Below are 19,742 nucleotides of genomic sequence, written 5' to 3'. Positions count from 1 at the left end.
TTACTATAACAGCACATTGACATTCTCTCAAAATGCCAAAATGCTTTTTTTCTTATCCATGCTGCGTGAAAACATCCATTTTGGTCACATATTTCCGCATGATTTCCTGGTTCACCTCAACCCCTAAACCCGGCTGTTTGGACACAGAAATAAATCCATTATCAATACGGATATCAGGGGTTACAATATCCTCATCCCAATAGCGTGATGACGATGAAATATCACCAGGTATTGTGAATTGCGGCAGTGAAGCAAGCGCCACGTTCTGGGCTCTGGAAATGCCTGTTTCCAGCATTCCGCCGCACCAAACCTGCATATGATGCTCTCTGCATAAATCATGAATTTTTAAGGCTTCTGTTAAGCCGCCGACACGGGAAGGCTTAATATTAATGATTTTGCAGCTTCCGAGCTCAATCGCCCGTCTCGCATCATCAGCTGAACAAATGCTTTCATCAAGGCAAATGGCTGTTTTCAAATGTTTCTGCAAGTGGCGGTGGTCAACGATGTCATCAGCTTGAAGCGGCTGCTCAATCATCATTAAATGATAGTCATCAAGCTCCTTTAAGCGGCTGATATCCTTCAGCTCATAGGAGGAATTGGCATCGGCCATAAGCGGGATGTTTGGGAACCTGGTCCGGATGGCCTTGACCAATTCCACATCCTGTCCCGGCTGAATTTTGATTTTTATTCGTTGATAACCCTCTTTTTGATAGCTCTCAATTTCCTTCAGCATATCATCAAGAGGCGCCAAGCCGACAACCACCCCGGCAGGGACTTTTTCTCTCGTCCCGCCCAATGCCTCGGCGAGAGATATGCCCTTCTTTTTCGCATAGATATCCCACACAGCCGACTCAAGTCCCGCTTTTGCCATCCGGTTGCCTTTATAGCGCGCCAGGCTGTCCGGCACGTCGGAAGGGTGATTGAATTCACGCCCGACAACATTGGGAATAAAAAAATCCTTCAGCATGTGCAAACATGTTCCAATGGTTTCCTCGGTGTACCAAGGCGAAGAGAACGCAGACACTTCTCCCCAGCCTGTGACACCGGATATATCAATGGCTTCCACGATCAGAAATTTACGCTCTTGAAGCGTTTCAATACTGTTTTTAAACGGTTTTTTTAATTTCATGCTCAAATGGTAAAGCGTAATTTTCTCTATTTCGATCATAGCAGTTCTCCTTTACGCGCATCCTTCAGCTGATTTCGCAAAAGCTTATTAGACGCATTGCGCGGCAGGCGATCAAGCCGGAAAAATTTCACAGGAATTTTATACTTCGCCAAACGTTCTTTGCAGTAGGCGGTCAAGTCTTCTGCGCTTACAGGCTTGTGCAGGACTAAAAAGGCGTGAGGCACTTTCCCCCATTTTTTGTCCTCAGCCCCAGAAACACCAGCTTCGGCCACAGCGGGGTGTGAGAGCAGCACAGATTCCACTTCAGCCGGATAAATATTTTCTCCGCCTGATATGATCAGATCTGAACGCCTGTCTAATACATATAGAAAGCCTTCACTGTCCAAATACCCAAGATCACCTGTTTTCAGCCAGCCATTTTGAAAGGATGATTCATTAGCGCTCTCCCGGTTAAAATAGCTTTTCATAACGTTCGGGCCTTTGACCATGATTTCACCGTGTTCAAACGGTTTACATGCCTGTCCGTCCCGCTCTATTTTAATTTCGCATGAAAACAGCGGTTTACCCGCAGATCCGAGCTTTTGCATACTAAATTCCGGTGACAGGGTCACAATTTGTGAACATGTCTCTGTCATCCCATATGATTGAAAGACAGGGAATCCTTTCTCACGGCATTCCTCAAGCAATGGCAGCGGCGCAGGGCCTCCGCCGAGCAGAATGCATCTGATGGATTCAGGGCAGCGGCTTGTTTCGGCCAAAAGACTGGCCAGCATCGTCTGCACGGCAGATAACATGGTCACTTGATGCCTGTTGATAGAATCCAGCACATCGCTTACTGAAAAACGCTGGTGAAGCACGACAGTCATTCCGTAGATCACAGATTTAAATAACGCGGACAATCCGCTAATGTGAAAGAGCGGCAATGCGATAAGCCAGCGGTCTTGTTCTGTTATACCCAAATTAAGCGCGGATGACACCGCACTGAAATAATGGTTTCCGAAAGTCTGCTGAACCCCCTTGGGCTTGCCGGTCGTACCCGACGTATACATCAGGGTTGCTGTTTGATCCAATTGCATATAAGCCTGGATCTCAATTTCCACCGCGGCCCCTTTCATCAATTCATCCACATCAATGGTTTGAACGATGTGCCCATAATGATGCTTGTCAAAGCTTGAATCTGTCACTAAAACGCGAGCCCTGGAATCCTCCAGCTGAAACAGCCTTTCATGTGTTGAAAGCTTCGTGTTCAAAAGTACCGCCTTCACACCAAGCAAAAAACAAGCATGAATGGCGTATACCATCTCGGCACGGTTTTGGAGCAAAATGGCCGCGGTGTCTCCTTTCCGAACCGAATGAGCAGCAAACTGCGCCGCCATCTGCTTAGACGCCGCAAACAATTCTGCAAATGTTACGGTTTGGTTTCCATAGATGAGAGCGATTCTCTCAGGTGTCAGCTGTGCCCGCTGCATGAGCCAGTTGGGCTGTTCTGTCAGCATGTCATCATCTCCGAGGTAAAATGTCTGTATTGAAAAGAAAACAGCTTGGACCGCAAAGTCTCAAGCTGTTTGTTGACTCCGTATTGCTGATCACGGGAAACGAGGGAACTGTCCGAAATCAGGTTTGCGTTTTTCCTTAAAGGAATCACGGCCTTCTTTTGCTTCATCAGTTGTGTAGTAAAGAAGGGTCGCATCCCCTGCAAACTGCTGAATTCCAGCAAGTCCGTCTGTATCCGCATTAAATGCAGCTTTAAGAAAGCGCAGTGCGGTCGGGCTTTTCTCAAGCATTTCTTCACACCATTTAATCGTTTCTTCTTCAAGCTGTTCCAAAGGAACAACTGTGTTGACAAGGCCCATGTCCAGCGCTTCCTGTGCGTTGTACTGACGGCACAGATACCAAATTTCACGGGCTTTTTTATGGCCTACGATTCGAGCCAGGTAGCCAGAACCATAACCAGCGTCAAAGCTTCCCACTTTAGGGCCTGTTTGTCCGAAAATCGCGTTGTCGGCAGCGATTGTCAAGTCACATACGATGTGGAGCACATGGCCTCCGCCGATCGCATATCCGGACACCATCGCGACAACCGGTTTCGGAATGACACGGATTAAACGCTGAAGATCCAGTACGTTTAAACGCGGAATTTGGTCGTCTCCTACATAACCGCCGTGACCGCGCACTTTCTGGTCTCCGCCAGAACAAAAGGCTTTGTCTCCGGCACCGGCAAGCACGATAACGCCGACATTTTGATCGTCTCTCGCGCGAGCAAACGCATCAATCATTTCAGCAACCGTTTTAGGGGTAAACGCGTTATGTACCTCAGGGCGGTTGATTGTTATTTTTGCAATACCATTATACGTTTCATACAATATTTCATCGTATGTCCGTTCAGTTTTCCATTCTACAGCCATGATATGACCTCCTCTATTTTTCCATATGAATGAGTTAGAAACTTGTCAAAAACCCACTCACTTTTTTACCAAACAAACGCGGCTGTTCCACATGTACCGTATGGCCGGCGTTTGGAACAATCTCTATTTTACTAGATGGAAGCTTCTTATGCACCTCTTGATTGATTGCGCAAAACTTTTCGTCCCACTCCCCGCAGATTAGAAGCACAGGCATGGTTAGGTCTTCTACACGGTTCCACCAGGAAGGCTGGGAACCTGTGCCCATACCGATTAAACTGTTTGCAAGTCCAATCTCATTGTTTCGCAAACGGCCAGACCGTATCCTGTGCCGAACATCTTCGGCCAGCCGCCGCTGGGATGAAAACAAAGGGATGCCCTCCCAATACTGCACGAATGCCTTAATCCCGTCACGCAAAATAAAATCAGCTAGTTTCCGGTCCCGCATGATCCTGTCCCGCCGTTCCTCAAGCGTTTTGAACCCCGGCGTTGTGCTTTCAAGCACAAGTGCCGATACCCGTTCGGGATACGTCATCGCAAAAGAATAAGCGAGCCTTCCTCCCATAGAATACCCAATCAATTTCACTTTGTGAAGTTTTAATTCATCAAATATCTCGGCAAGGTCAGAAACCTGCCGGCTTGTGCTGTATCTTTTCCCATTCAGCGGAGCATCTGTGTCACCATGCCCTAAACAATCCATCTTGATCAAACGGGATTCAGGCAGCAACCCATCAAGAAAAGTCCATGATTGTTTGCTGCCGGTAAACCCGTGCAGACAGACGATGGCTTCGGAAGCATTCGGCCGCTCGTCTGTCACAGCATATCGGACACCGTCTGAAACGGTTATGTTTACAGTTCCCATTGTTTTTTCACTTCCCGCACAGCCTCATTCAGCATATCGCGATGGAGCTGAACTCTCGATTGGCGATCCGTTTTGATTTCTATCAAATGGAGTCCGGGTTTGTCTGCCTGCGGCGTGTAAGCTGCTTTGAATTCATCCCATGAGGCCGGACATGAATATGTTCCGCCGTATAATGCAGCCGCATGCTTGAAATCAAGCCCTGTCGGCGTACCGAACAAATCTTCAAAATGTGCCTTCTCAGAAGCCTGTGGCAGAAATGAGAAAATCCCTCCGCCATTATTATTCACGAGAATCACAGTAAGAGGAATGCCCAGCTTTTTGGCCGCCAGCAGTCCGTTCAAATCGTGATAAAAAGATAAATCACCAATCACGAGTGTAACAGGCGCTTTTGTTCCTTCACATACCCCCATGGCAGAGGAGACAACACCGTCTATTCCATTTGCGCCCCGGTTTGATAGAATCCGGAAAGAGCGTTCCTGCTTTTCAAAAAACGTATCAACATCTCTGATCGGCATGCTGTTTCCGACAAACAGCGAGCTGTTTTCAGGGACGAGATGCTGCAGGATTCGATAGAGATTGCCTTCAAACGAAACCTCTTCACTGCTGATTGTTTGCAGATGCTCACGGAACCGCCCATTGACAAGCTGCCATTTCTCCAGCCATTCTGATGATCTGGCGGTGTCGGCATAAGCCATGATCGCTTCGGAAAAAACAGACGCATTACAGTGAATCATATGCGCGCTAGCCTGGGTTGGGTCTCTCCACCCTCCATCCTCATCAATCACAATCTGCTCGATCGCCGGATCATCCTTCAGCCATATGAAAACCGGTTTTGAAACAGGCATCGGCCCAAAACGGATGACAACATCAGGACGCAATTTCGATTTCAGTTCATCATCTTTTAAAAATGAATCATACGCATCAATGACAGTGCTTTTATCATGAGCACCGTTCCGCAGATTAGACAGCGGGTCGGCTAAAATCGGATACTGAAGCGCCTTTGACAGCGCAATAATAGTGTCCTTATCCGTATCACTGTGGAGCTCCCCGCAGACGATTATTCCTTTTTCAGCCCCAGCCAGCATCGCAGCCACATCAGACAGAGATTCGCGGTCAACAGATTGTATACCCGTTTTCACAGACACGTGACGGTCTGTTTTCATTCTTCCAAACGGCTCATCCGAAAGATCGGGCATAAGCGGTTCGCGCAACGGCACATTCACATGCACAGGCCCCATCGGGCGCTTTTGTGATTCTCCGGCGGCGCGGCCGGCCAGCGTTCGGATATATCTCAGCATATGCGGAGACGCTTCTGGAAGAGCTGAGTCTGTGAAAAACTTAACAAAGTTACCGAATAAGAAGTGCTGATTTATAGCCTGCGGCGCGCCTACTTCACGCAACTCGTGAGGCCGATCAGCAGTTAACACAATAATAGGCACTCTTGAATAATGGGCTTCAATCACAGCCGGATAAAAGTTGGCCGCGGCTGTTCCTGATGTGCAAATCAAAAGCACAGGGCGCTGCTTTGCTTTTGCCAGCCCAAGAGCAAAAAACCCGGCAGATCTTTCATCTATTTGGACATGGACGCTGATATCGGGATGCGCGGCTGCAAGAATAGCCAGCGGTGTGGATCTTGAGCCCGGGCAAACGACGGCGTCTGTAATTCCGGAAAGGGCGAATTCATCAATAAAACTTCCAATGTAATGAGTTATCGGGTTGGCTGTCAATGCCTCTCACCTCCTAATGCAGAGATCATCGGCTTCAGTTTAATCTGCGTTTCTTCATATTCAGACTGCGGTTCCGAGTCTTCCACAATACCGCAGCCAGCAAACAGCCTTGCTCTTCTGCCCTCGATCAGCCCTGAACGTATAGCCACTGCGAATTCTCCGTTATCCTGGCTGTCAATCCAGCCGATAGGAGCCGCATACCATCCTCGGGATAACGGTTCGATCTCTCTGATCACTTCAACAGCTTTCTTCTGAGGCGCTCCCCCAAGAGCCGGTGTCGGATGCAGTTTCTCAATGAGGTCAAAGAGCGAAGCCGACTCACGAAGCTGTCCAACAATCGGCGTAAATAAGTGCTGAACGCTTTTCGTTTTGTACAATACAGGTCCGTCAGGCTTTTCGATCTCGGAGCAGCTTGATTCAAAAGCGTTTTGGATCATGCCTACCACAATATCATGCTCCAGCAGATTTTTTTCATCGTTTAATAATGTAAGGCCTATCCGGCGGTCTTCTTCTTCATCAGTGCCGCGTTTAATGGAACCGGCCAGACAAGAAGACATGACAGTGCCGCCGTCTCGTTTGATCAGTCTTTCCGGAGACGCGCCGACAAAGGTTTTCCCTTCCTGTTCGATTGCAAAAACATAGCTTGTCTGCTGATCGTTCAGAAGGGTTTTAAGCACCGGTTCAATTTGGACCGTGCCGTCAAACGTGAGTAACAGCTCTCGGGCTAGAACCACCTTATCATATTGTTTTTCTTTAATTTGGCTTGTTGCCGTTTCGATTGCTTTCAGCCAATCGTCCTTATCCAGCTCTTCTGATGCTGCTATCACAGCCTGATCTTCTACGTTTGAATCAGGAACCATAAATTCGCCGGCAAAAGCTTGTAAGCCTTCCAAAACTGCCTCTGCGTTTTCCTTTCCGCTTACCCATCTGTTGACTGTTAAGAACGAGCCTTCGGCAGTCATCGTCAGCATAAGCGCCGGCACAAAGAAATCCCCTTCCGAGAAATGGTCCCATTGTGTACCTCGTTCTTCGCAAGGGTCAAAAGAAAATCCTCCGAATAACACAGGTCCCACTGCAGAATGCTGCAGCTTTTCTTCTTCACAAATATGAAAAGCCGTCTTTTTAAAGCGCTCCCATTGTTCAAAAACCTCGCGATACCGCTTGCTGTTTTTTTGATTTGTCTGGAAAACCGCTTCTTTGCCAAGACCGACTATTGTCAATTCACTTTCAGGATCTGACCAAAAAAATCGATTGCCTGTATATTTTTTTGCTCCGTAGTTGAAAAATGATAGAGGGTCAAGAGACTCGATTTGTCTCGAATAGCTTATTAAGACAGCATGGTTGACTTCTTTGGCTTTATGTAATGCATGTAGAACTTCCTTTCGGAACGTACGCTGCACCGTTGTCACCATGAGACATTCCTCCATAATCCTTAAAATGCTTTTAATACCATACACCTGTGTCTCCTTTGTGTCAAACACAGATCATGCAGTCCAAATGGCCTGCCTTACCTATTATAAACCTAATTAGAGAAATGAAAAAGAAACAAACCTTAAATTTCTTTCTCCGCCGCTAGCAAAGGTTGTATCCGCTTACCATATAAGGGGAATTTCCTATATTCCTCCATCCGTCATTTATGAAAGTTCTCAGGCGATCTGTTCATACTAAAGGTATGCATCACAGAGAAACGAGGCGATTACAATGCTTACAAAAGACCAGCTTCAGCATTTGAAACATGAACTGGAACAAACAAAAGAAAATATCTTAAACCGCTTTAAAGACAATGACCATTTTCAGCTCAATTCAGCCTTTCCGTATGATTCAATGGGTGAACTTTCAGCTTATGACAACCACCCAGGAGATCATGCAACAGAACTTTATGAACGTGAAAAGGACATCGCTCTCGACTTGCATGAGCGAGAGCACCTCCGGGACATTGAGCATTCATTGAAGGCGATAGAAAACGGTACGTACGGTATTTGTGAAGTCAGCGGAAAGGAAATCCCATACGAACGTCTTGAAGCGCTTCCGACCGCCACGACGCTCGCAGAGTATTCGTCACAGGATGTCATTTCCAGAGATAGGCCGATCGAAGAAGAAACACCTTTCGGGCAATTTGAATTTGACGATGATGAAGAAATCAGGGCGCCATATGACAGTGAAGATTCCTACCAGGACGTCGAAAAATACGGAAACTCACAAACACCACAGGATATGGAAAACCCGCCTCTCAGCTACGATGATATGACGATGAATGCCGAAGAAAATATCGGCAATACGGAATCATACGAAAATTTCATCGCAACAGATATCACAGGCAAAGAAATTACGGTCTATCAAAGCAGAGCCCATGAGCGTTATGAGGAAGAACTCGACGAAGAGGGAATCATGACAACATTCGGCGATCTTCACGCTGATTGAACCCCCTGTCATTGGGGGTTCTTTAACGTCTTCAGAAGAAACGATCCCGTTTATTGGTTGAAGGATCATTTTAGTATTATGATCTACGCTTACGAATCAAGAGCCCCATTCACTGCCGAACAAAGACAAGTATATGGACAAAATTTTAGCAGATAATTTATTTCCCCCGTACATCGGGGGTTTGATCCTTATAAAATGATGGGTACGTATAAATGTAAAATAAATACATACGGAGGTTGCAAACATGAAGAAAATAATCGGCGCCATAGCGGTTTTTGTGATTACTTACGCGCTGTTTTCAGCCGCAGACTACCTGTTTCCGATTGACCAAGAATGGTACAATTCACTGAAAAAACCGGACTGGACGCCACCCGGGTCTGCGATCGGCATCATTTGGGCGATCCTGTTTGCCCTGATCTCCCTTTCAGCTGCCATTGTGTACGCCGCATTTTCATTTCAAGATGCGAAGCGCTTTTGGCTTATGCTTTTGATTAATTATGTGTTTAATCAGGCATTCAGCTATTTTCAATTTACCCAAAAGAATTTGCTGGCTGCGTCGATTGACAGCCTGCTCGTCGCGCTAACAGCATTCATATTAATGATTATAGTAAAAAAATACAGCAGAGCCGCAAGCTATCTTCTTTTGCCCTATGTTTTATGGAGTGCGTTTGCGACATTCTTATCCTTTACAATCTATTCGATGAATCTGTAAACCAAAAAAGCCGCTCCTACAGCGGCTTTTTCACATCATCGGGCGGATTCTCCAAATGTCTTTCGCATATTCGCGGATCGTGCGGTCGCTTGAGAAATATCCAGAATGGGCAATGTTTACAATCGAACGCCCAGACCATGTCCTCCGATCGCGATAATCAGCTTGAATACGCTCTTGCGCATCTGCATATGAGCTGAAATCCTTTAGCACAAAATACTCATCATTATGCGGAAGCAGCGAGTCATAAATCGATTCAAATTCATCTGCTTCCCCTTCAAAAAAACCGTTGATCAGCTGATCCGCCACCTGTCTGATTCTGCGGTCATGCTGATAATATTCCCTCGATCTATAGCCGCCGTTTTCCTGGTACGATAGAACGGCATCCGCCTTTAAACCGAATGTGTAAATACAATCAGGCCCCACCCGCTCAAGAATCTCAATATTTGCGCCGTCATGAGTGCCGATTGTCAAAGCCCCGTTCATCATAAACTTCATATTTCCTGTGCCTGACGCTTCCTTGCTCGCCGTTGAAATTTGTTCACTTATATCTGAAGCCGGAAAAATCCGCTCAGCCATAGACACTCTGTAATTTTCCAAAAAAACAATCTTGATCAGCTGTTTGACTTCCGGGTCATAGTTGACCTTTTCAGCGACAGAATGGATGAGCTTAATGATTTTCTTGGCATAATAATAGCTTGGTGAAGCCTTTGCTCCAAAAATAAAGGTTTGCGGGTAAATGGAAAATCCCGAGTCCTCTTTGAGCCGATTATACAAATACATAATATGAAGAACATTCAGCAGCTGCCGTTTATATGCATGAAGCCGTTTTACCTGAACGTCAAATATGCTGTCAGGGTCCACAACCACCCCCGCCGTACAAAAAATCAAATCAGCAAGCTCTTGTTTTTTCCTGCTTTTGTTGTTTTGAAACTGTTCAATAAAAGCTGGATCAAAAGCATACGGTTCTAATTGAAGCAGTGATTCCGGATCTTTGATCCATTGATTGCCGATCGCCTCCGTGATGATCGCAGACAAGCCGGGATTTGCTTTTAGCAGCCAGCGCCTGTGGGCAATTCCATTCGTCTTATTGTTAAAACGATTTGGAAACAGCAAATGAAAGTTGTGCATCTCCCTTTTCTTTAAAATATCGGAATGAATTTTGGCAACGCCGTTTACACTGTAGCTGCCCACTATGGCCAGGTGGGCCATTTTGACAACACCATGCGCCGTAATCGCCATGTCCTCTATTCTTTTCCAGTCCCCGGGATACTTTTCCCAGACCGCATGGCAAAACCTTTCATTGATCTCTTCGATAATCATATACATTCGCGGAAGCAGCGGCTTAAACAAATGAATCGGCCATTTCTCCAGCGCTTCTGACAATGTCGTATGATTTGTATATGAAATCGTATGTACGGTGATATGCCAGGCCTCATCCCAGCTCATGTTCTCTTCATCGAGCAGAATCCGCATCAGCTCAGGCACTGCCAGCGCAGGATGCGTGTCATTAATATGAATGCTGATTTTTTTATGCAGCCCGGATAAAGATTTATTTGTTTTTCGGTAATTATTCACAATGCTTTTTAAGCTTGCGCAAACTAAAAAATACTGCTGCTTCAGCCGTAAAATTTTCCCCTCGTCATGAGTGTCGTCAGGATATAAAAATTCAGAAACAGCTTCTGTTTCCCGCTTATAAGACAAGATATTGCCGCCATGATAATGCGCATAGGGCTCGGCATTCCATAACCTCAACGTATTGACTGTCCCCGTTTCATAGCCAATAATCGGTATATCGTAAGGAACAGCGGTGACGATTGTAGCTTGCTCGTGACGAAAATGCAGACGCCCGTTTTGTTGTGTCACATGCACCTCGCCCCAAAATGGCACGTCAACAGCCTGATCCGCATTTCTTACTTCCCATACATTCCCGTTTTTCAGCCATTGCTCAGGCAGCTCCACTTGATGGCCGTCAACAATTTTTTGCTCAAACAAGCCGTGCTTATAACGAATGCCCATTCCATGTCCAGGCAGGTTTAATGAAGCGAGAGAATCTAAAAAGCAAGCAGCCAAGCGCCCAAGCCCGCCATTGCCTAGACCTGCATCGCTCTCTATCTGAAGGATCTCCTCTAATTCGATGCCAATATCCTTTAAGCCTGCTTCCACAACATCACGAACGCCAAGATTCATTACATTTTGTTCAAGGAGCTGACCGAGCAGAAATTCGATTGACAAATAATATGTCTGTTTCCCGGAGTTGGACCTGCTTTTTTCATTCGTCTGGATCCAATTAGCGCTGATATACTCTCTGACCATATTGCCTAACGTTTTGTATTGATCCAGCTTGGCAGAGTCTTTAAAGCTTTTTCCACACGTCATTTCCAGACGCTTTAAAAATAAGGCTGCAAAACGTTCTTTACTCGAGAACATCCCGTCCACTCCTTGTCACATACTCGAAAATGCGCTGATACTCTTTAGCTGAATGCTTCCAGCTGTAATCTGCATTCATTGCGGTCTTCATGATGCTCTTCCATACATCCTTTTGGGGATAAAACGACAGTGCCCTCTCGATTGTGAATTTAAGATCATGCGCATTGAAAGCGGAAAACGTAAAGCCATTGCCCGTTCTCTCTTCCTCCTGATAGGCACGGACTGTATCGTAAAGACCGCCCGTCTCCCTGACGATCGGAATGGCGCCATATTGGAGAGCAATGAGCTGCCCCAAGCCGCACGGCTCAAACTTTGACGGCATTAAAAATAAATCAGAGCCCGCGTAAATTTGATGGGCAAGCGGCTCATCAAATCCAATATACGCTCTGCACTTCTCATGAAAAGCAAATTCTGCATACCGGAAATAATCTTCAAATTCACGCTCCCCCGTGCCCAGCACAATCAGCTGTATGTCATGTTCTTCAAGAAGTTCGTGCATAATCCTGCGGACAAGATCAAGTCCCTTTTGTTTCGTGAGCCTTGTCACCATGCTGATCAGCGGAATATCATTTCGCTCAGGTAGCCCCATCCGCCGCTGCAGCTGCGTTTTATTTTCTTCCTTGCATGTTAGGTGGTCTGCATCATAGTGCGCCTCTATATAGGGATCGTTTTTAGGATGATAAAACGTATCATCAATGCCGTTTAATATGCCGGTTATGTCATTTTCCCTATATTGCAAAACCCGCTCCAGCTGTTCACCGTAATACGGCGTCAATATTTCATTTCTGTAAGTGGGGCTTACAGTTGTCACATGATCAGCTGCAATGATGCCTGCCTTCATAAAATTAACGAATCCGTTGCATTCTAACCTTTCAAAATGAAAATGATCCATATCAAGCCCCAGCAAGTCATGTGTGACATCAGGAGGAAATATGCCTTGAAACTGGAGGTTGTGGATCGTGAGTACGCTTTTCATCTGTTCATAAAAAGGATGCGCTCTGTATTCCTCTTTTAGCAAATAATTGACCATCGCTGTATGCCAATCATGAGTATGAACAATATCGGCCTGAACATTCACGGCTTCAGCAGCTTCCAGCACAGCTCTTGAAAAAAAAGCAAACCGTTCACCATCATCATAATGCCCGTACAGCGAATCCCTCTTAAAATAATATTCATTGTCGATGAAGTAATAATTCACATCATCATCGGCCATATGTTCAATTCCGCAATATTGCTGGCGCCAGCCGACGGCCACTGTACATTCAGCTATTTTTCTCATGCGCTTCTTCCATCGTTCAGGTATTTGGCTGTATTTCGGCAGCATCACAGTTACTTCATTGCCTAATCGCGCAAGTGCCTTTGGCAGAGCACCTGCTACATCGGCAAGGCCTCCTGACTTAACAAACGGCGTACATTCTGATACAGCAAACAATATCTTCAAGAATTCATCAGCTCTCCTTGGACAAACCCTTTTCTTAATACCAGCGGCTGTTCGGCTGTTCCCGCAGCCTCAGTCGAATTGCCGATTTTAACGTCCTTATCAGAAATCACCTGCTCTAACAGACAATCCTCGCCAATCTGTGTTTTTTGCATAATAATGCAGTTTTTCAGCTTCGTTCCCTTTCCGACATGAATCCCCCTGAACAAAATGCAGTTTTCAACCTCTCCTTCAAGCACACAGCCGTTTGCCACCAAGGAATGTTTGACACTGCTGTGCTTTCCGTATTTCGTCGGCGGCTCATCCTTTACTTTTGTATAAATCGGCTGCTGCGGCAAAAACACCTGCTGCCAAAACCGAGGCTGAATGAGCTCCATACTGTGGGTATAATACTTTTCTACCGAATCAATGACAGCGGAATAACCTGAATATTCATACGGGCAAATGCTCAATGAGGAGGATTCTTTTTCGACAGCTTCATGAATGGTTTTATAGCCTTTTTCACTATGTCCGTAAATCAGATCCTGTAAAAGCGTTGTAGACATGATATAGATTTGCAGCGATTGGCCGTCCTGAAATACCTCGGTGACGTCGCAGCCAATCTCCATATGGCGTTTCAGCACATATTGAAATTGAATGTTGCATACGGTATGACTGTTGGAGATGACAGCATACTGTTGTGTGCTTCTGCGGAAGTAATCAAGATGGTCGGAAAACTGTCGAAAGGAACCGAATTCATCATATTCTTGGTGAAGGTGGGGCGACGGGAAAAAAAAGAGGCCATCCTTTTTCCGATGCAAATCCCATTCCTTGCCCGCTCCAAGATGATCCATAAGCGAACGATAGCGATACTTCGGAAAAATTGCGACACTCCTAATATCCGCATTCACCATGTTGGATAGCATAAAATCGATCAGGCGGTACCTTCCGGCAAAAGGAATCGCCCCCAGCGACCGCTGTGCCGTTAAATCCTGAAGAGAATGCTTATATGTGGTTTCATCTATAACACCTAACATTTGGTTATTGAACAATGGCTCTGCCTCCTCTTCAGTATTAGATCAATTCTTTTTCTACAAATTCCTCTGAAACGAGCAGCACCTCCTGAATGTCTTTTTCGGACCGAATCACTGCGCCATCTGGAAGCACCATGCCATTAGGAACAATGGCATTTTCAATCACTACATGCTCGCCGATCGTCACATCCGGCATAATAACCGACGATGTGACAGTCGCATGCTTACCGACAGTAACACCTTGAAAAAGAACGGAATGAGACACATTTCCATACACAACACAGCCTTCGTTCACAAGCGAATCATGAACCTGCGCGTCAGATGAAATAAATTGCGGAGGCTGATTCGGATTAACGGAGTAAATTTTCCATTTCCGTTCAAACAGCTTTAACTCCGAGTCTTCTTTTAACAGATCCATATTGGCTTCCCACAAACTCTGCACTGTTCCGACATCCTTCCAATATCCTTTGAACGGATAAGCAGATAGCTTCTTTTTCTCCTCTAAAAGCAAAGGAATAATGTCTTTGCCGAAGTCGTGGCTTGAATACGGGTTCCGGTCATCCATCTCGAGGTACTGTTTCAAAAGCGGCCAATTGAATATATAAATTCCCATTGAGGCGAGATTGCTCTTTGGGAATTGGGGCTTTTCATCGAAACGTGTAATCGTCCCATCTGCATTGGTCTTCATAATGCCGAACCGGCTTGCTTCCTCCCAGCCCACTTCAATAACAGAAATCGTTACATCCGCATTCTTTTCAATATGAAAATCAAGCATTTTGCCGTAGTCCATCTTGTAGATGTGATCTCCAGATAAAATCAGCACATACTCAGGATCATACTGTTTTAAATAATTGAGATTTTCATAAATGGCGCTTGCCGTCCCTTTATACCATTTGACCTCAGATGACTTGGCATAGGGAGGTAAAACCGTCACGCCGCCATTATATCTGTCAAGGTCCCATGCACTGCCGATGCCAATATAGGAATTCAGCTCGAGCGGCTGATATTGTGTTAAAATCCCCACTGTGTCAATACCAGAATTGGAACAGTTGCTGAGCGTAAAATCAATAATCCTGTATTTCCCCCCAAAAGATACAGCCGGTTTCGCCATATGTTTTGTTAAACCGTTGAGACGGCTGCCCTTCCCGCCGGCAAGGAGCATGGCCACACATTGTTTTTTCATGATTTCATCTCTCCTCTTTTTTAACCGCCCGTAAAATCGAAATGCCGTAAGGGGGGATGGTCATTGTGATATAACCCGGTTTATGATGTAAAGCTCCCTTTTTGGCCGTTAACGGCTTTTTGTTGATTTGCCCTGAGCCTCCATATGCTTCTCTGTCGCTGTTCAGGACCTCGATATATTGGGTAAGAAAAGGAACACCAACATCATATTGCTGATAGACCGCGGGTGTAAAATTACAAATGATGACAAGCGCCTCACCGTACTTTTTGCCGTAACGAATAAAAGAAAAGATCGATTGTTCGTCATTATGGACATCAATCCATTCAAACGACTGTGCACGATGGTCATGTTCATAAAGGATTTTGCTTTTTTGATAAAAGCGGAGAAGATCTTGCGTAAAAACGCTGGCTTTCCGATGCATGGGGAAGGAGTCCAAAAACCAATCAAGCTGCTCTGTGTCTTTCCATTCATCAAATTGGGCAAATTCTGAACCCATAAAAATCAATTTCTTACCGGGGTGAGCCGTCATATAACCGAGCAAAAGACGATACTGGGCAAATTTCTGCCAATAGTCGCCAGGCATTTTATTAAGAATTGATTTTTTGCCGTAAACGACTTCATCATGTGAAAACGGCAATACAAAATGTTCACTAAACGCATACAATAATGAAAAAGAAATAAGCTGATGACAATACCGCCTTTCTTCTGGGGGCGTTTCCATGTATGTCAGTACGTCATTCATCCAGCCCATATTCCATTTAAAATGAAAACCGAGCCCTCCTTCCTCAGCGGCACTTGTCACGTGAGGCCATTCCGTCGAATCTTCCGCAATCATTATGACATGCGGATATGCCTCTCTCATTGTTTGATTAAGTTTTTGTAGAAATTCAACAGCATATGGATTCGGATGGCGTTCATCCTGATTTGGCCAATACAGGATGTTAGCCACTGCATCAACCCTAAGTCCATCTATATGATAGAGTTCCGCCCAGTACAACGCATTAGAAATTAAAAAACTATGAACTTCCGGTTTTCCCAGATCAAAGTTAGCTGTGCCCCATAGCCCGTTCTCCCGATCACGTTCATCTTGATATTCATAAAGAGGCTCTCCATCAAACATATAAAGGCCATGTGCATCTTTACAAAAATGTCCCGGAACCCAATCCAGAATGACTCCGATGTTCTCTTGATGGCATTCATCCACAAACTTCATCAGATCATGCGGCGTGCCAAACCTGCTTGTCGGGCTGTAATAACCCGTTCCTTGATATCCCCATGAACGATCATAAGGATGCTCATACACCGGAAGCAGTTCGATATGGGTAAACCCATGCTTTTTGATATAAGGAATAAGCGACTGGCTTAAATCTTTATAGGTATAATGCCTGCCATCAGAATGTTTCTTCCAAGACCCAAGATGCAGTTCATAAATAAAAATAGGTTTCTCATACAGCGTCATATCCTGTTGTTTCTTTTGCCATTTTTGGTCTTTCCATTTATATCCCGTCAGATTGTACGTAAGTGATGCTGTGTGAGGCCGGACTTCTGAATAAAAGGCGTATGGATCTGCTTTCAGCCTAATCTCACCGCTATGAGTCACGATTTCATATTTATATCGTTCCTGTTGCTCTAGACCTGGAATAAATAACGTCCAAATGCCGTTATCATTCACTCTATGCATCACATGCTGTTCTCCTGACCAGCTGTTAAAATCCCCAGCCACTCGAACTACTGACGCATGAGGCGCCCACACACAGAATTCATATCCGCTTTGGCCATTCAGCTCGCGATAATGCGAGCCAAATAGTTGATAGCTTCTATACAGACTGCCTTCGTGAAAAAGATAAACATCATGTGCTGACGGGCTGGCGGCGGCCATGTAATCATCCTTTCTGACATCATAGTTTTCATTTATAATATTTATTCGCAGAAATAAAAAAAAGCCCTTTCATGAAAGCGCTTATACTTATTGACATTTAACTTCTTTTTCCGAAGAAAAACAAAAGATATGGAGATTTTTGTTGGCTGTTTATAGAATAAGAACGAAATCTAAGGCATAACATGATGATAAAATAAAAAACCTTGCAGGATATGCAAGGTTTTTGGGATGACCCGTACGGGATTCGAACCCGTGTTACCGCCGTGAAAGGGCGGTGTCTTAACCGCTTGACCAACGGGCCGATGAGTGAAGACTTCCATTTTTCATTATATGGCGGAGAAGGAGGGATTTGAACCCTCGCGCCGCTTACACGACCTACACCCTTAGCAGGGGCGCCTCTTCAGCCACTTGAGTACTTCTCCATTTGGCTCCACAGGCAGGATTCGAACCTGCGACCGATCGGTTAACAGCCGATAGCTCTACCACTGAGCTACTGTGGAATATAAAAGTCATGGTGGGCCTGAATGGACTCGAACCATCGACCTCACGCTTATCAGGCGTGCGCTCTAACCAGCTGAGCTACAGGCCCATGACAATATAGAAATGGAGCGGGTGATGGGAATCGAACCCACGACATCAGCTTGGAAGGCTGAGGTTTTACCACTAAACTACACCCGCAATTTTTATTTGGGGCGATTGATGGGAATCGAACCCACGAATGCCAGAGCCACAATCTGGTGCGTTAACCACTTCGCCACAACCGCCAAAATATATATTGATAAATGGTGGCTCGGGACGGAATCGAACCGCCGACACACGGATTTTCAGTCCGTTGCTCTACCAACTGAGCTACCGAGCCTAAGTATTATTTAAATGGCGGTCCGGACGGGACTCGAACCCGCGACCTCCTGCGTGACAGGCAGGCATTCTAACCAACTGAACTACCGGACCATTTTAATAGTACATGTGAATCTTTTTTATTGAGCCCTTCGGGCACTTCATTTTTTATTCGCATATTTTGGTTGCGGGGGCAGGATTTGAACCTGCGACCTTCGGGTTATGAGCCCGACGAGCTACCGAACTGCTCCACCCCGCGATGATTAAGAATAGATATGGCGGAGGAAGAGGGATTCGAACCCCCGCGGGCTTTGACACCCCTGTCGGTTTTCAAGACCGATCCCTTCAGCCAGACTTGGGTATTCCTCCGTATAGTGGTGGACCTTGTAGGACTCGAACCTACGACCGGACGGTTATGAGCCGTCTGCTCTAACCAACTGAGCTAAAGGTCCATTGGTAGCGGCGGAGGGGATCGAACCCCCGACCTCACGGGTATGAACCGTACGCTCTAGCCAGCTGAGCTACACCGCCAAATATTTATTGAAACCAAGTGGAGCCTAGCGGGATCGAACCGCTGACCTCCTGCGTGCAAAGCAGGCGCTCTCCCAGCTGAGCTAAGGCCCCAAGAATGGTCGGGAAGACAGGATTCGAACCTGCGACCCCATGGTCCCAAACCATGTGCTCTACCAAGCTGAGCTACTTCCCGATTTCATGTAGATCATGGCGCGCCCGAGAGGAGTCGAACCCCTAACCTTTTGATCCGTAGTCAAACGCTCTATCCAATTGAGCTACGGGCGCAAAACTTAATGCCGAGGGCCGGACTTGAACCGGCACGGTAGTCACCTACCGCAGGATTTTAAGTCCTGTGTGTCTGCCAATTCCACCACCCCGGCGTGGATGGTATAGTTGGAGCGGAAGACGGGATTCGAACCCGCGACCCCCACCTTGGCAAGGTGGTGTTCTACCACTGAACTACTTCCGCAGAAATGGTGCGGATGAAGGGACTTGAACCCCCACGTCTGTAAAGACACTAGAGCCTGATTCTAGCGCGTCTGCCAATTCCGCCACATCCGCAACATGTAAATGGTGAGCCATGAAGGACTCGAACCTTCGACCCTCTGATTAAAAGTCAGATGCTCTACCAACTGAGCTAATGGCTCTTCTTACAAGAGACTTGAATATTATATCATATAAAAGTGGTGCCGGCAAGAGGACTTGAACCCCCAACCTACTGATTACAAGTCAGTTGCTCTACCAATTGAGCTACACCGGCGTATATGTAAAACCGATATGTACAATAAAGAATGGTGGAGGATGACGGGCTCGAACCGCCGACCCTCTGCTTGTAAGGCAGATGCTCTCCCAGCTGAGCTAATCCTCCATTATTGAACTAGCGTGCAACTGCTTGGCGGCGTCCTACTCTCACAGGGGGAAACCCCCGACTACCATCGGCGCTGAAGAGCTTAACTTCCGTGTTCGGCATGGGAACGGGTGTGACCTCTTCGCTATCGCCACCAAACAAATGCCTTCAGGATGAAGGTACTGGGCGTTTCTCACAGGATGTGAGAGCCCTTAGCGGAGTTTCTTTCCGCCTTTTAGAGAGTGTTCTCTCAAAACTAGATAACAGATGTGACACCAATCAAAATGTGGTTAAGTCCTCGATCGATTAGTATCTGTCAGCTCCATGTGTCGCCACACTTCCACCTCAGACC

General features: G+C 46.1%; 13 protein-coding genes, 21 tRNA genes and 2 rRNA genes (1 of these 36 running past the window's edge). 2 read left to right on the top strand and 34 right to left on the bottom strand.

All coding sequences use genetic code 11. The features are described 5' to 3' along the window. Positions 1–52: 52 nt before the first annotated feature. From menC to BV11031_RS02380, 6 genes are all read right to left on the bottom strand, one after another. Positions 53–1,168 (bottom strand): o-succinylbenzoate synthase, encoded by a 1,116-nt coding sequence (gene menC, locus BV11031_RS02405; protein WP_010329491.1) that lies wholly within the window; start codon positions 1,166–1,168, stop codon positions 53–55. Continuing rightward, positions 1,165–2,625, bottom strand: coding sequence for an o-succinylbenzoate--CoA ligase (locus BV11031_RS02400; RefSeq protein ID WP_010329490.1), 1,461 nt, complete (start codon positions 2,623–2,625; stop codon positions 1,165–1,167). Before BV11031_RS02400 ends, menC begins: the two co-directional genes overlap by 4 nt. A 90-nt stretch (positions 2,626–2,715) precedes the next feature. Continuing rightward, on the bottom strand, positions 2,716–3,534 hold the full coding sequence (gene menB / locus BV11031_RS02395; RefSeq protein ID WP_010329489.1) for a 1,4-dihydroxy-2-naphthoyl-CoA synthase: 819 nt from the start codon (positions 3,532–3,534) through the stop codon (positions 2,716–2,718). A gap of 34 nt (positions 3,535–3,568) precedes the next feature. Further along, a complete protein-coding gene (gene menH, locus BV11031_RS02390; RefSeq protein ID WP_129550677.1) occupies positions 3,569–4,393 on the bottom strand; it encodes a 2-succinyl-6-hydroxy-2,4-cyclohexadiene-1-carboxylate synthase in 825 nt (274 codons plus the stop codon). Then, positions 4,381–6,120 (bottom strand): 2-succinyl-5-enolpyruvyl-6-hydroxy-3-cyclohexene-1-carboxylic-acid synthase, encoded by a 1,740-nt coding sequence (gene menD, locus BV11031_RS02385; protein ID WP_010329488.1) that lies wholly within the window; start codon positions 6,118–6,120, stop codon positions 4,381–4,383. The genes menH and menD overlap by 13 nt, the downstream gene beginning before the upstream one ends. Next, positions 6,117–7,532 carry an isochorismate synthase gene (locus BV11031_RS02380; protein WP_010329487.1) on the bottom strand — a complete coding sequence of 472 codons (1,416 nt, stop codon included), beginning with the start codon at positions 7,530–7,532 and terminating at the stop codon, positions 6,117–6,119. Before BV11031_RS02380 ends, menD begins: the two co-directional genes overlap by 4 nt. 289 nt (positions 7,533–7,821) lie before the next feature. On the opposite strand from BV11031_RS02380, the gene BV11031_RS02375 reads away from it, so the two are divergent. Both BV11031_RS02375 and BV11031_RS02370 read left to right on the top strand, forming a co-directional pair. After that, positions 7,822–8,541, top strand: coding sequence for a yteA family sporulation protein (locus tag BV11031_RS02375; protein WP_010329486.1), 720 nt, complete (start codon positions 7,822–7,824; stop codon positions 8,539–8,541). 244 nt (positions 8,542–8,785) lie between these two features. Next, a complete protein-coding gene (locus tag BV11031_RS02370) occupies positions 8,786–9,253 on the top strand; it encodes a TspO/MBR family protein (RefSeq protein ID WP_010329485.1) in 468 nt (155 codons plus the stop codon). Between the two features lie 30 nt (positions 9,254–9,283). On the opposite strand, the gene glgP is transcribed toward BV11031_RS02370, so the two are convergent. The 28 genes from glgP to BV11031_RS02230 form a co-directional block, all read right to left on the bottom strand. Continuing rightward, positions 9,284–11,680, bottom strand: a complete 2,397-nt coding sequence (gene glgP, locus BV11031_RS02365) for a glycogen phosphorylase GlgP (protein ID WP_010329484.1) — start codon at positions 11,678–11,680, stop codon at positions 9,284–9,286. Continuing rightward, positions 11,667–13,121 carry a glycogen synthase GlgA gene (glgA, locus tag BV11031_RS02360; protein WP_010329483.1) on the bottom strand — a complete coding sequence of 485 codons (1,455 nt, stop codon included), beginning with the start codon at positions 13,119–13,121 and terminating at the stop codon, positions 11,667–11,669. Before glgA ends, glgP begins: the two co-directional genes overlap by 14 nt. Then, positions 13,118–14,149, bottom strand: coding sequence for a glucose-1-phosphate adenylyltransferase subunit GlgD (glgD, locus tag BV11031_RS02355; RefSeq protein WP_010329482.1), 1,032 nt, complete (start codon positions 14,147–14,149; stop codon positions 13,118–13,120). Before glgD ends, glgA begins: the two co-directional genes overlap by 4 nt. A 22-nt stretch (positions 14,150–14,171) precedes the next feature. Then, positions 14,172–15,314, bottom strand: a complete 1,143-nt coding sequence (locus BV11031_RS02350) for a glucose-1-phosphate adenylyltransferase (protein ID WP_010329481.1) — start codon at positions 15,312–15,314, stop codon at positions 14,172–14,174. A gap of 4 nt (positions 15,315–15,318) precedes the next feature. Beyond that, complete coding sequence (glgB, locus tag BV11031_RS02345; RefSeq protein ID WP_010329480.1) at positions 15,319–17,193, bottom strand: 1,4-alpha-glucan branching enzyme; 1,875 nt, start codon at positions 17,191–17,193, stop codon at positions 15,319–15,321. A 229-nt stretch (positions 17,194–17,422) separates the two neighbouring features. Further along, positions 17,423–17,494, bottom strand: a tRNA-Glu gene (locus BV11031_RS02340). Positions 17,495–17,524: 30 nt separating this feature from the next. Then, positions 17,525–17,615 (bottom strand) — tRNA-Ser (locus tag BV11031_RS02335). A gap of 3 nt (positions 17,616–17,618) precedes the next feature. Further along, positions 17,619–17,693, bottom strand: a tRNA-Asn gene (locus BV11031_RS02330). Between the two features lie 12 nt (positions 17,694–17,705). Further along, positions 17,706–17,782 (bottom strand) — tRNA-Ile (locus BV11031_RS02325). 15 nt (positions 17,783–17,797) lie between these two features. Next, a tRNA-Gly gene (locus BV11031_RS02320) sits at positions 17,798–17,871 on the bottom strand. Between the two features lie 10 nt (positions 17,872–17,881). Beyond that, positions 17,882–17,957 (bottom strand) — tRNA-His (locus tag BV11031_RS02315). A gap of 19 nt (positions 17,958–17,976) precedes the next feature. Then, positions 17,977–18,052: transfer RNA gene (locus tag BV11031_RS02310), tRNA-Phe, on the bottom strand. 15 nt (positions 18,053–18,067) lie between these two features. After that, positions 18,068–18,144: transfer RNA gene (locus BV11031_RS02305), tRNA-Asp, on the bottom strand. A 68-nt stretch (positions 18,145–18,212) separates the two neighbouring features. Further along, positions 18,213–18,289 (bottom strand) — tRNA-Met (locus BV11031_RS02300). Positions 18,290–18,306: 17 nt separating this feature from the next. Beyond that, positions 18,307–18,399: transfer RNA gene (locus BV11031_RS02295), tRNA-Ser, on the bottom strand. A 6-nt stretch (positions 18,400–18,405) separates the two neighbouring features. Beyond that, positions 18,406–18,482 (bottom strand) — tRNA-Ile (locus BV11031_RS02290). A 2-nt stretch (positions 18,483–18,484) separates the two neighbouring features. After that, positions 18,485–18,561 (bottom strand) — tRNA-Met (locus tag BV11031_RS02285). Positions 18,562–18,581: 20 nt separating this feature from the next. After that, positions 18,582–18,654, bottom strand: a tRNA-Ala gene (locus BV11031_RS02280). A gap of 5 nt (positions 18,655–18,659) precedes the next feature. Then, positions 18,660–18,736 (bottom strand) — tRNA-Pro (locus tag BV11031_RS02275). A gap of 15 nt (positions 18,737–18,751) precedes the next feature. After that, positions 18,752–18,828: transfer RNA gene (locus BV11031_RS02270), tRNA-Arg, on the bottom strand. A gap of 9 nt (positions 18,829–18,837) precedes the next feature. Further along, a tRNA-Leu gene (locus BV11031_RS02265) sits at positions 18,838–18,923 on the bottom strand. Between the two features lie 14 nt (positions 18,924–18,937). Then, positions 18,938–19,012, bottom strand: a tRNA-Gly gene (locus tag BV11031_RS02260). A 5-nt stretch (positions 19,013–19,017) separates the two neighbouring features. Continuing rightward, a tRNA-Leu gene (locus BV11031_RS02255) sits at positions 19,018–19,104 on the bottom strand. Positions 19,105–19,114: 10 nt separating this feature from the next. After that, positions 19,115–19,190, bottom strand: a tRNA-Lys gene (locus BV11031_RS02250). 37 nt (positions 19,191–19,227) lie between these two features. Next, positions 19,228–19,303: transfer RNA gene (locus BV11031_RS02245), tRNA-Thr, on the bottom strand. A gap of 32 nt (positions 19,304–19,335) precedes the next feature. Beyond that, positions 19,336–19,411: transfer RNA gene (locus BV11031_RS02240), tRNA-Val, on the bottom strand. 22 nt (positions 19,412–19,433) lie between these two features. Next, positions 19,434–19,549: ribosomal RNA gene (gene rrf / locus BV11031_RS02235) — 5S ribosomal RNA — on the bottom strand. A 127-nt stretch (positions 19,550–19,676) separates the two neighbouring features. Beyond that, a 23S ribosomal RNA gene (locus tag BV11031_RS02230) occupies positions 19,677–19,742 on the bottom strand; it runs 2,862 nt beyond the window's last position.

The sequence above is a fragment of the Bacillus vallismortis genome (assembly GCF_004116955.1).
Taxonomy (GTDB): Bacteria; Bacillota; Bacilli; order Bacillales; family Bacillaceae; genus Bacillus; species Bacillus vallismortis.
Note: the sequence above shows the minus strand (reverse complement) of the source record. Positions and strands in the feature narration are given on the sequence as shown.

Bases quoted from the DNA above. Each gene is read 5' to 3' on its own strand.
- menC (WP_010329491.1), bottom strand. From the start codon at position 1,168: ATGATCGAAATAGAGAAAATTACGCTTTACCATTTGAGCATGAAATTA.
- glgB (WP_010329480.1), bottom strand. From the start codon at position 17,193: ATGGCCGCCGCCAGCCCGTCAGCACATGATGTTTATCTTTTTCACGAA.
- BV11031_RS02380 (WP_010329487.1), bottom strand. From the start codon at position 7,532: ATGGTGACAACGGTGCAGCGTACGTTCCGAAAGGAAGTTCTACATGCA.
- menH (WP_129550677.1), bottom strand. From the start codon at position 4,393: ATGGGAACTGTAAACATAACCGTTTCAGACGGTGTCCGATATGCTGTG.
- BV11031_RS02375 (WP_010329486.1), top strand. From the start codon at position 7,822: ATGCTTACAAAAGACCAGCTTCAGCATTTGAAACATGAACTGGAACAA.
- menB (WP_010329489.1), bottom strand. From the start codon at position 3,534: ATGGCTGTAGAATGGAAAACTGAACGGACATACGATGAAATATTGTAT.
- BV11031_RS02350 (WP_010329481.1), bottom strand. From the start codon at position 15,314: ATGAAAAAACAATGTGTGGCCATGCTCCTTGCCGGCGGGAAGGGCAGC.
- BV11031_RS02370 (WP_010329485.1), top strand. From the start codon at position 8,786: ATGAAGAAAATAATCGGCGCCATAGCGGTTTTTGTGATTACTTACGCG.
- BV11031_RS02400 (WP_010329490.1), bottom strand. From the start codon at position 2,625: ATGCTGACAGAACAGCCCAACTGGCTCATGCAGCGGGCACAGCTGACA.
- glgP (WP_010329484.1), bottom strand. From the start codon at position 11,680: ATGTTCTCGAGTAAAGAACGTTTTGCAGCCTTATTTTTAAAGCGTCTG.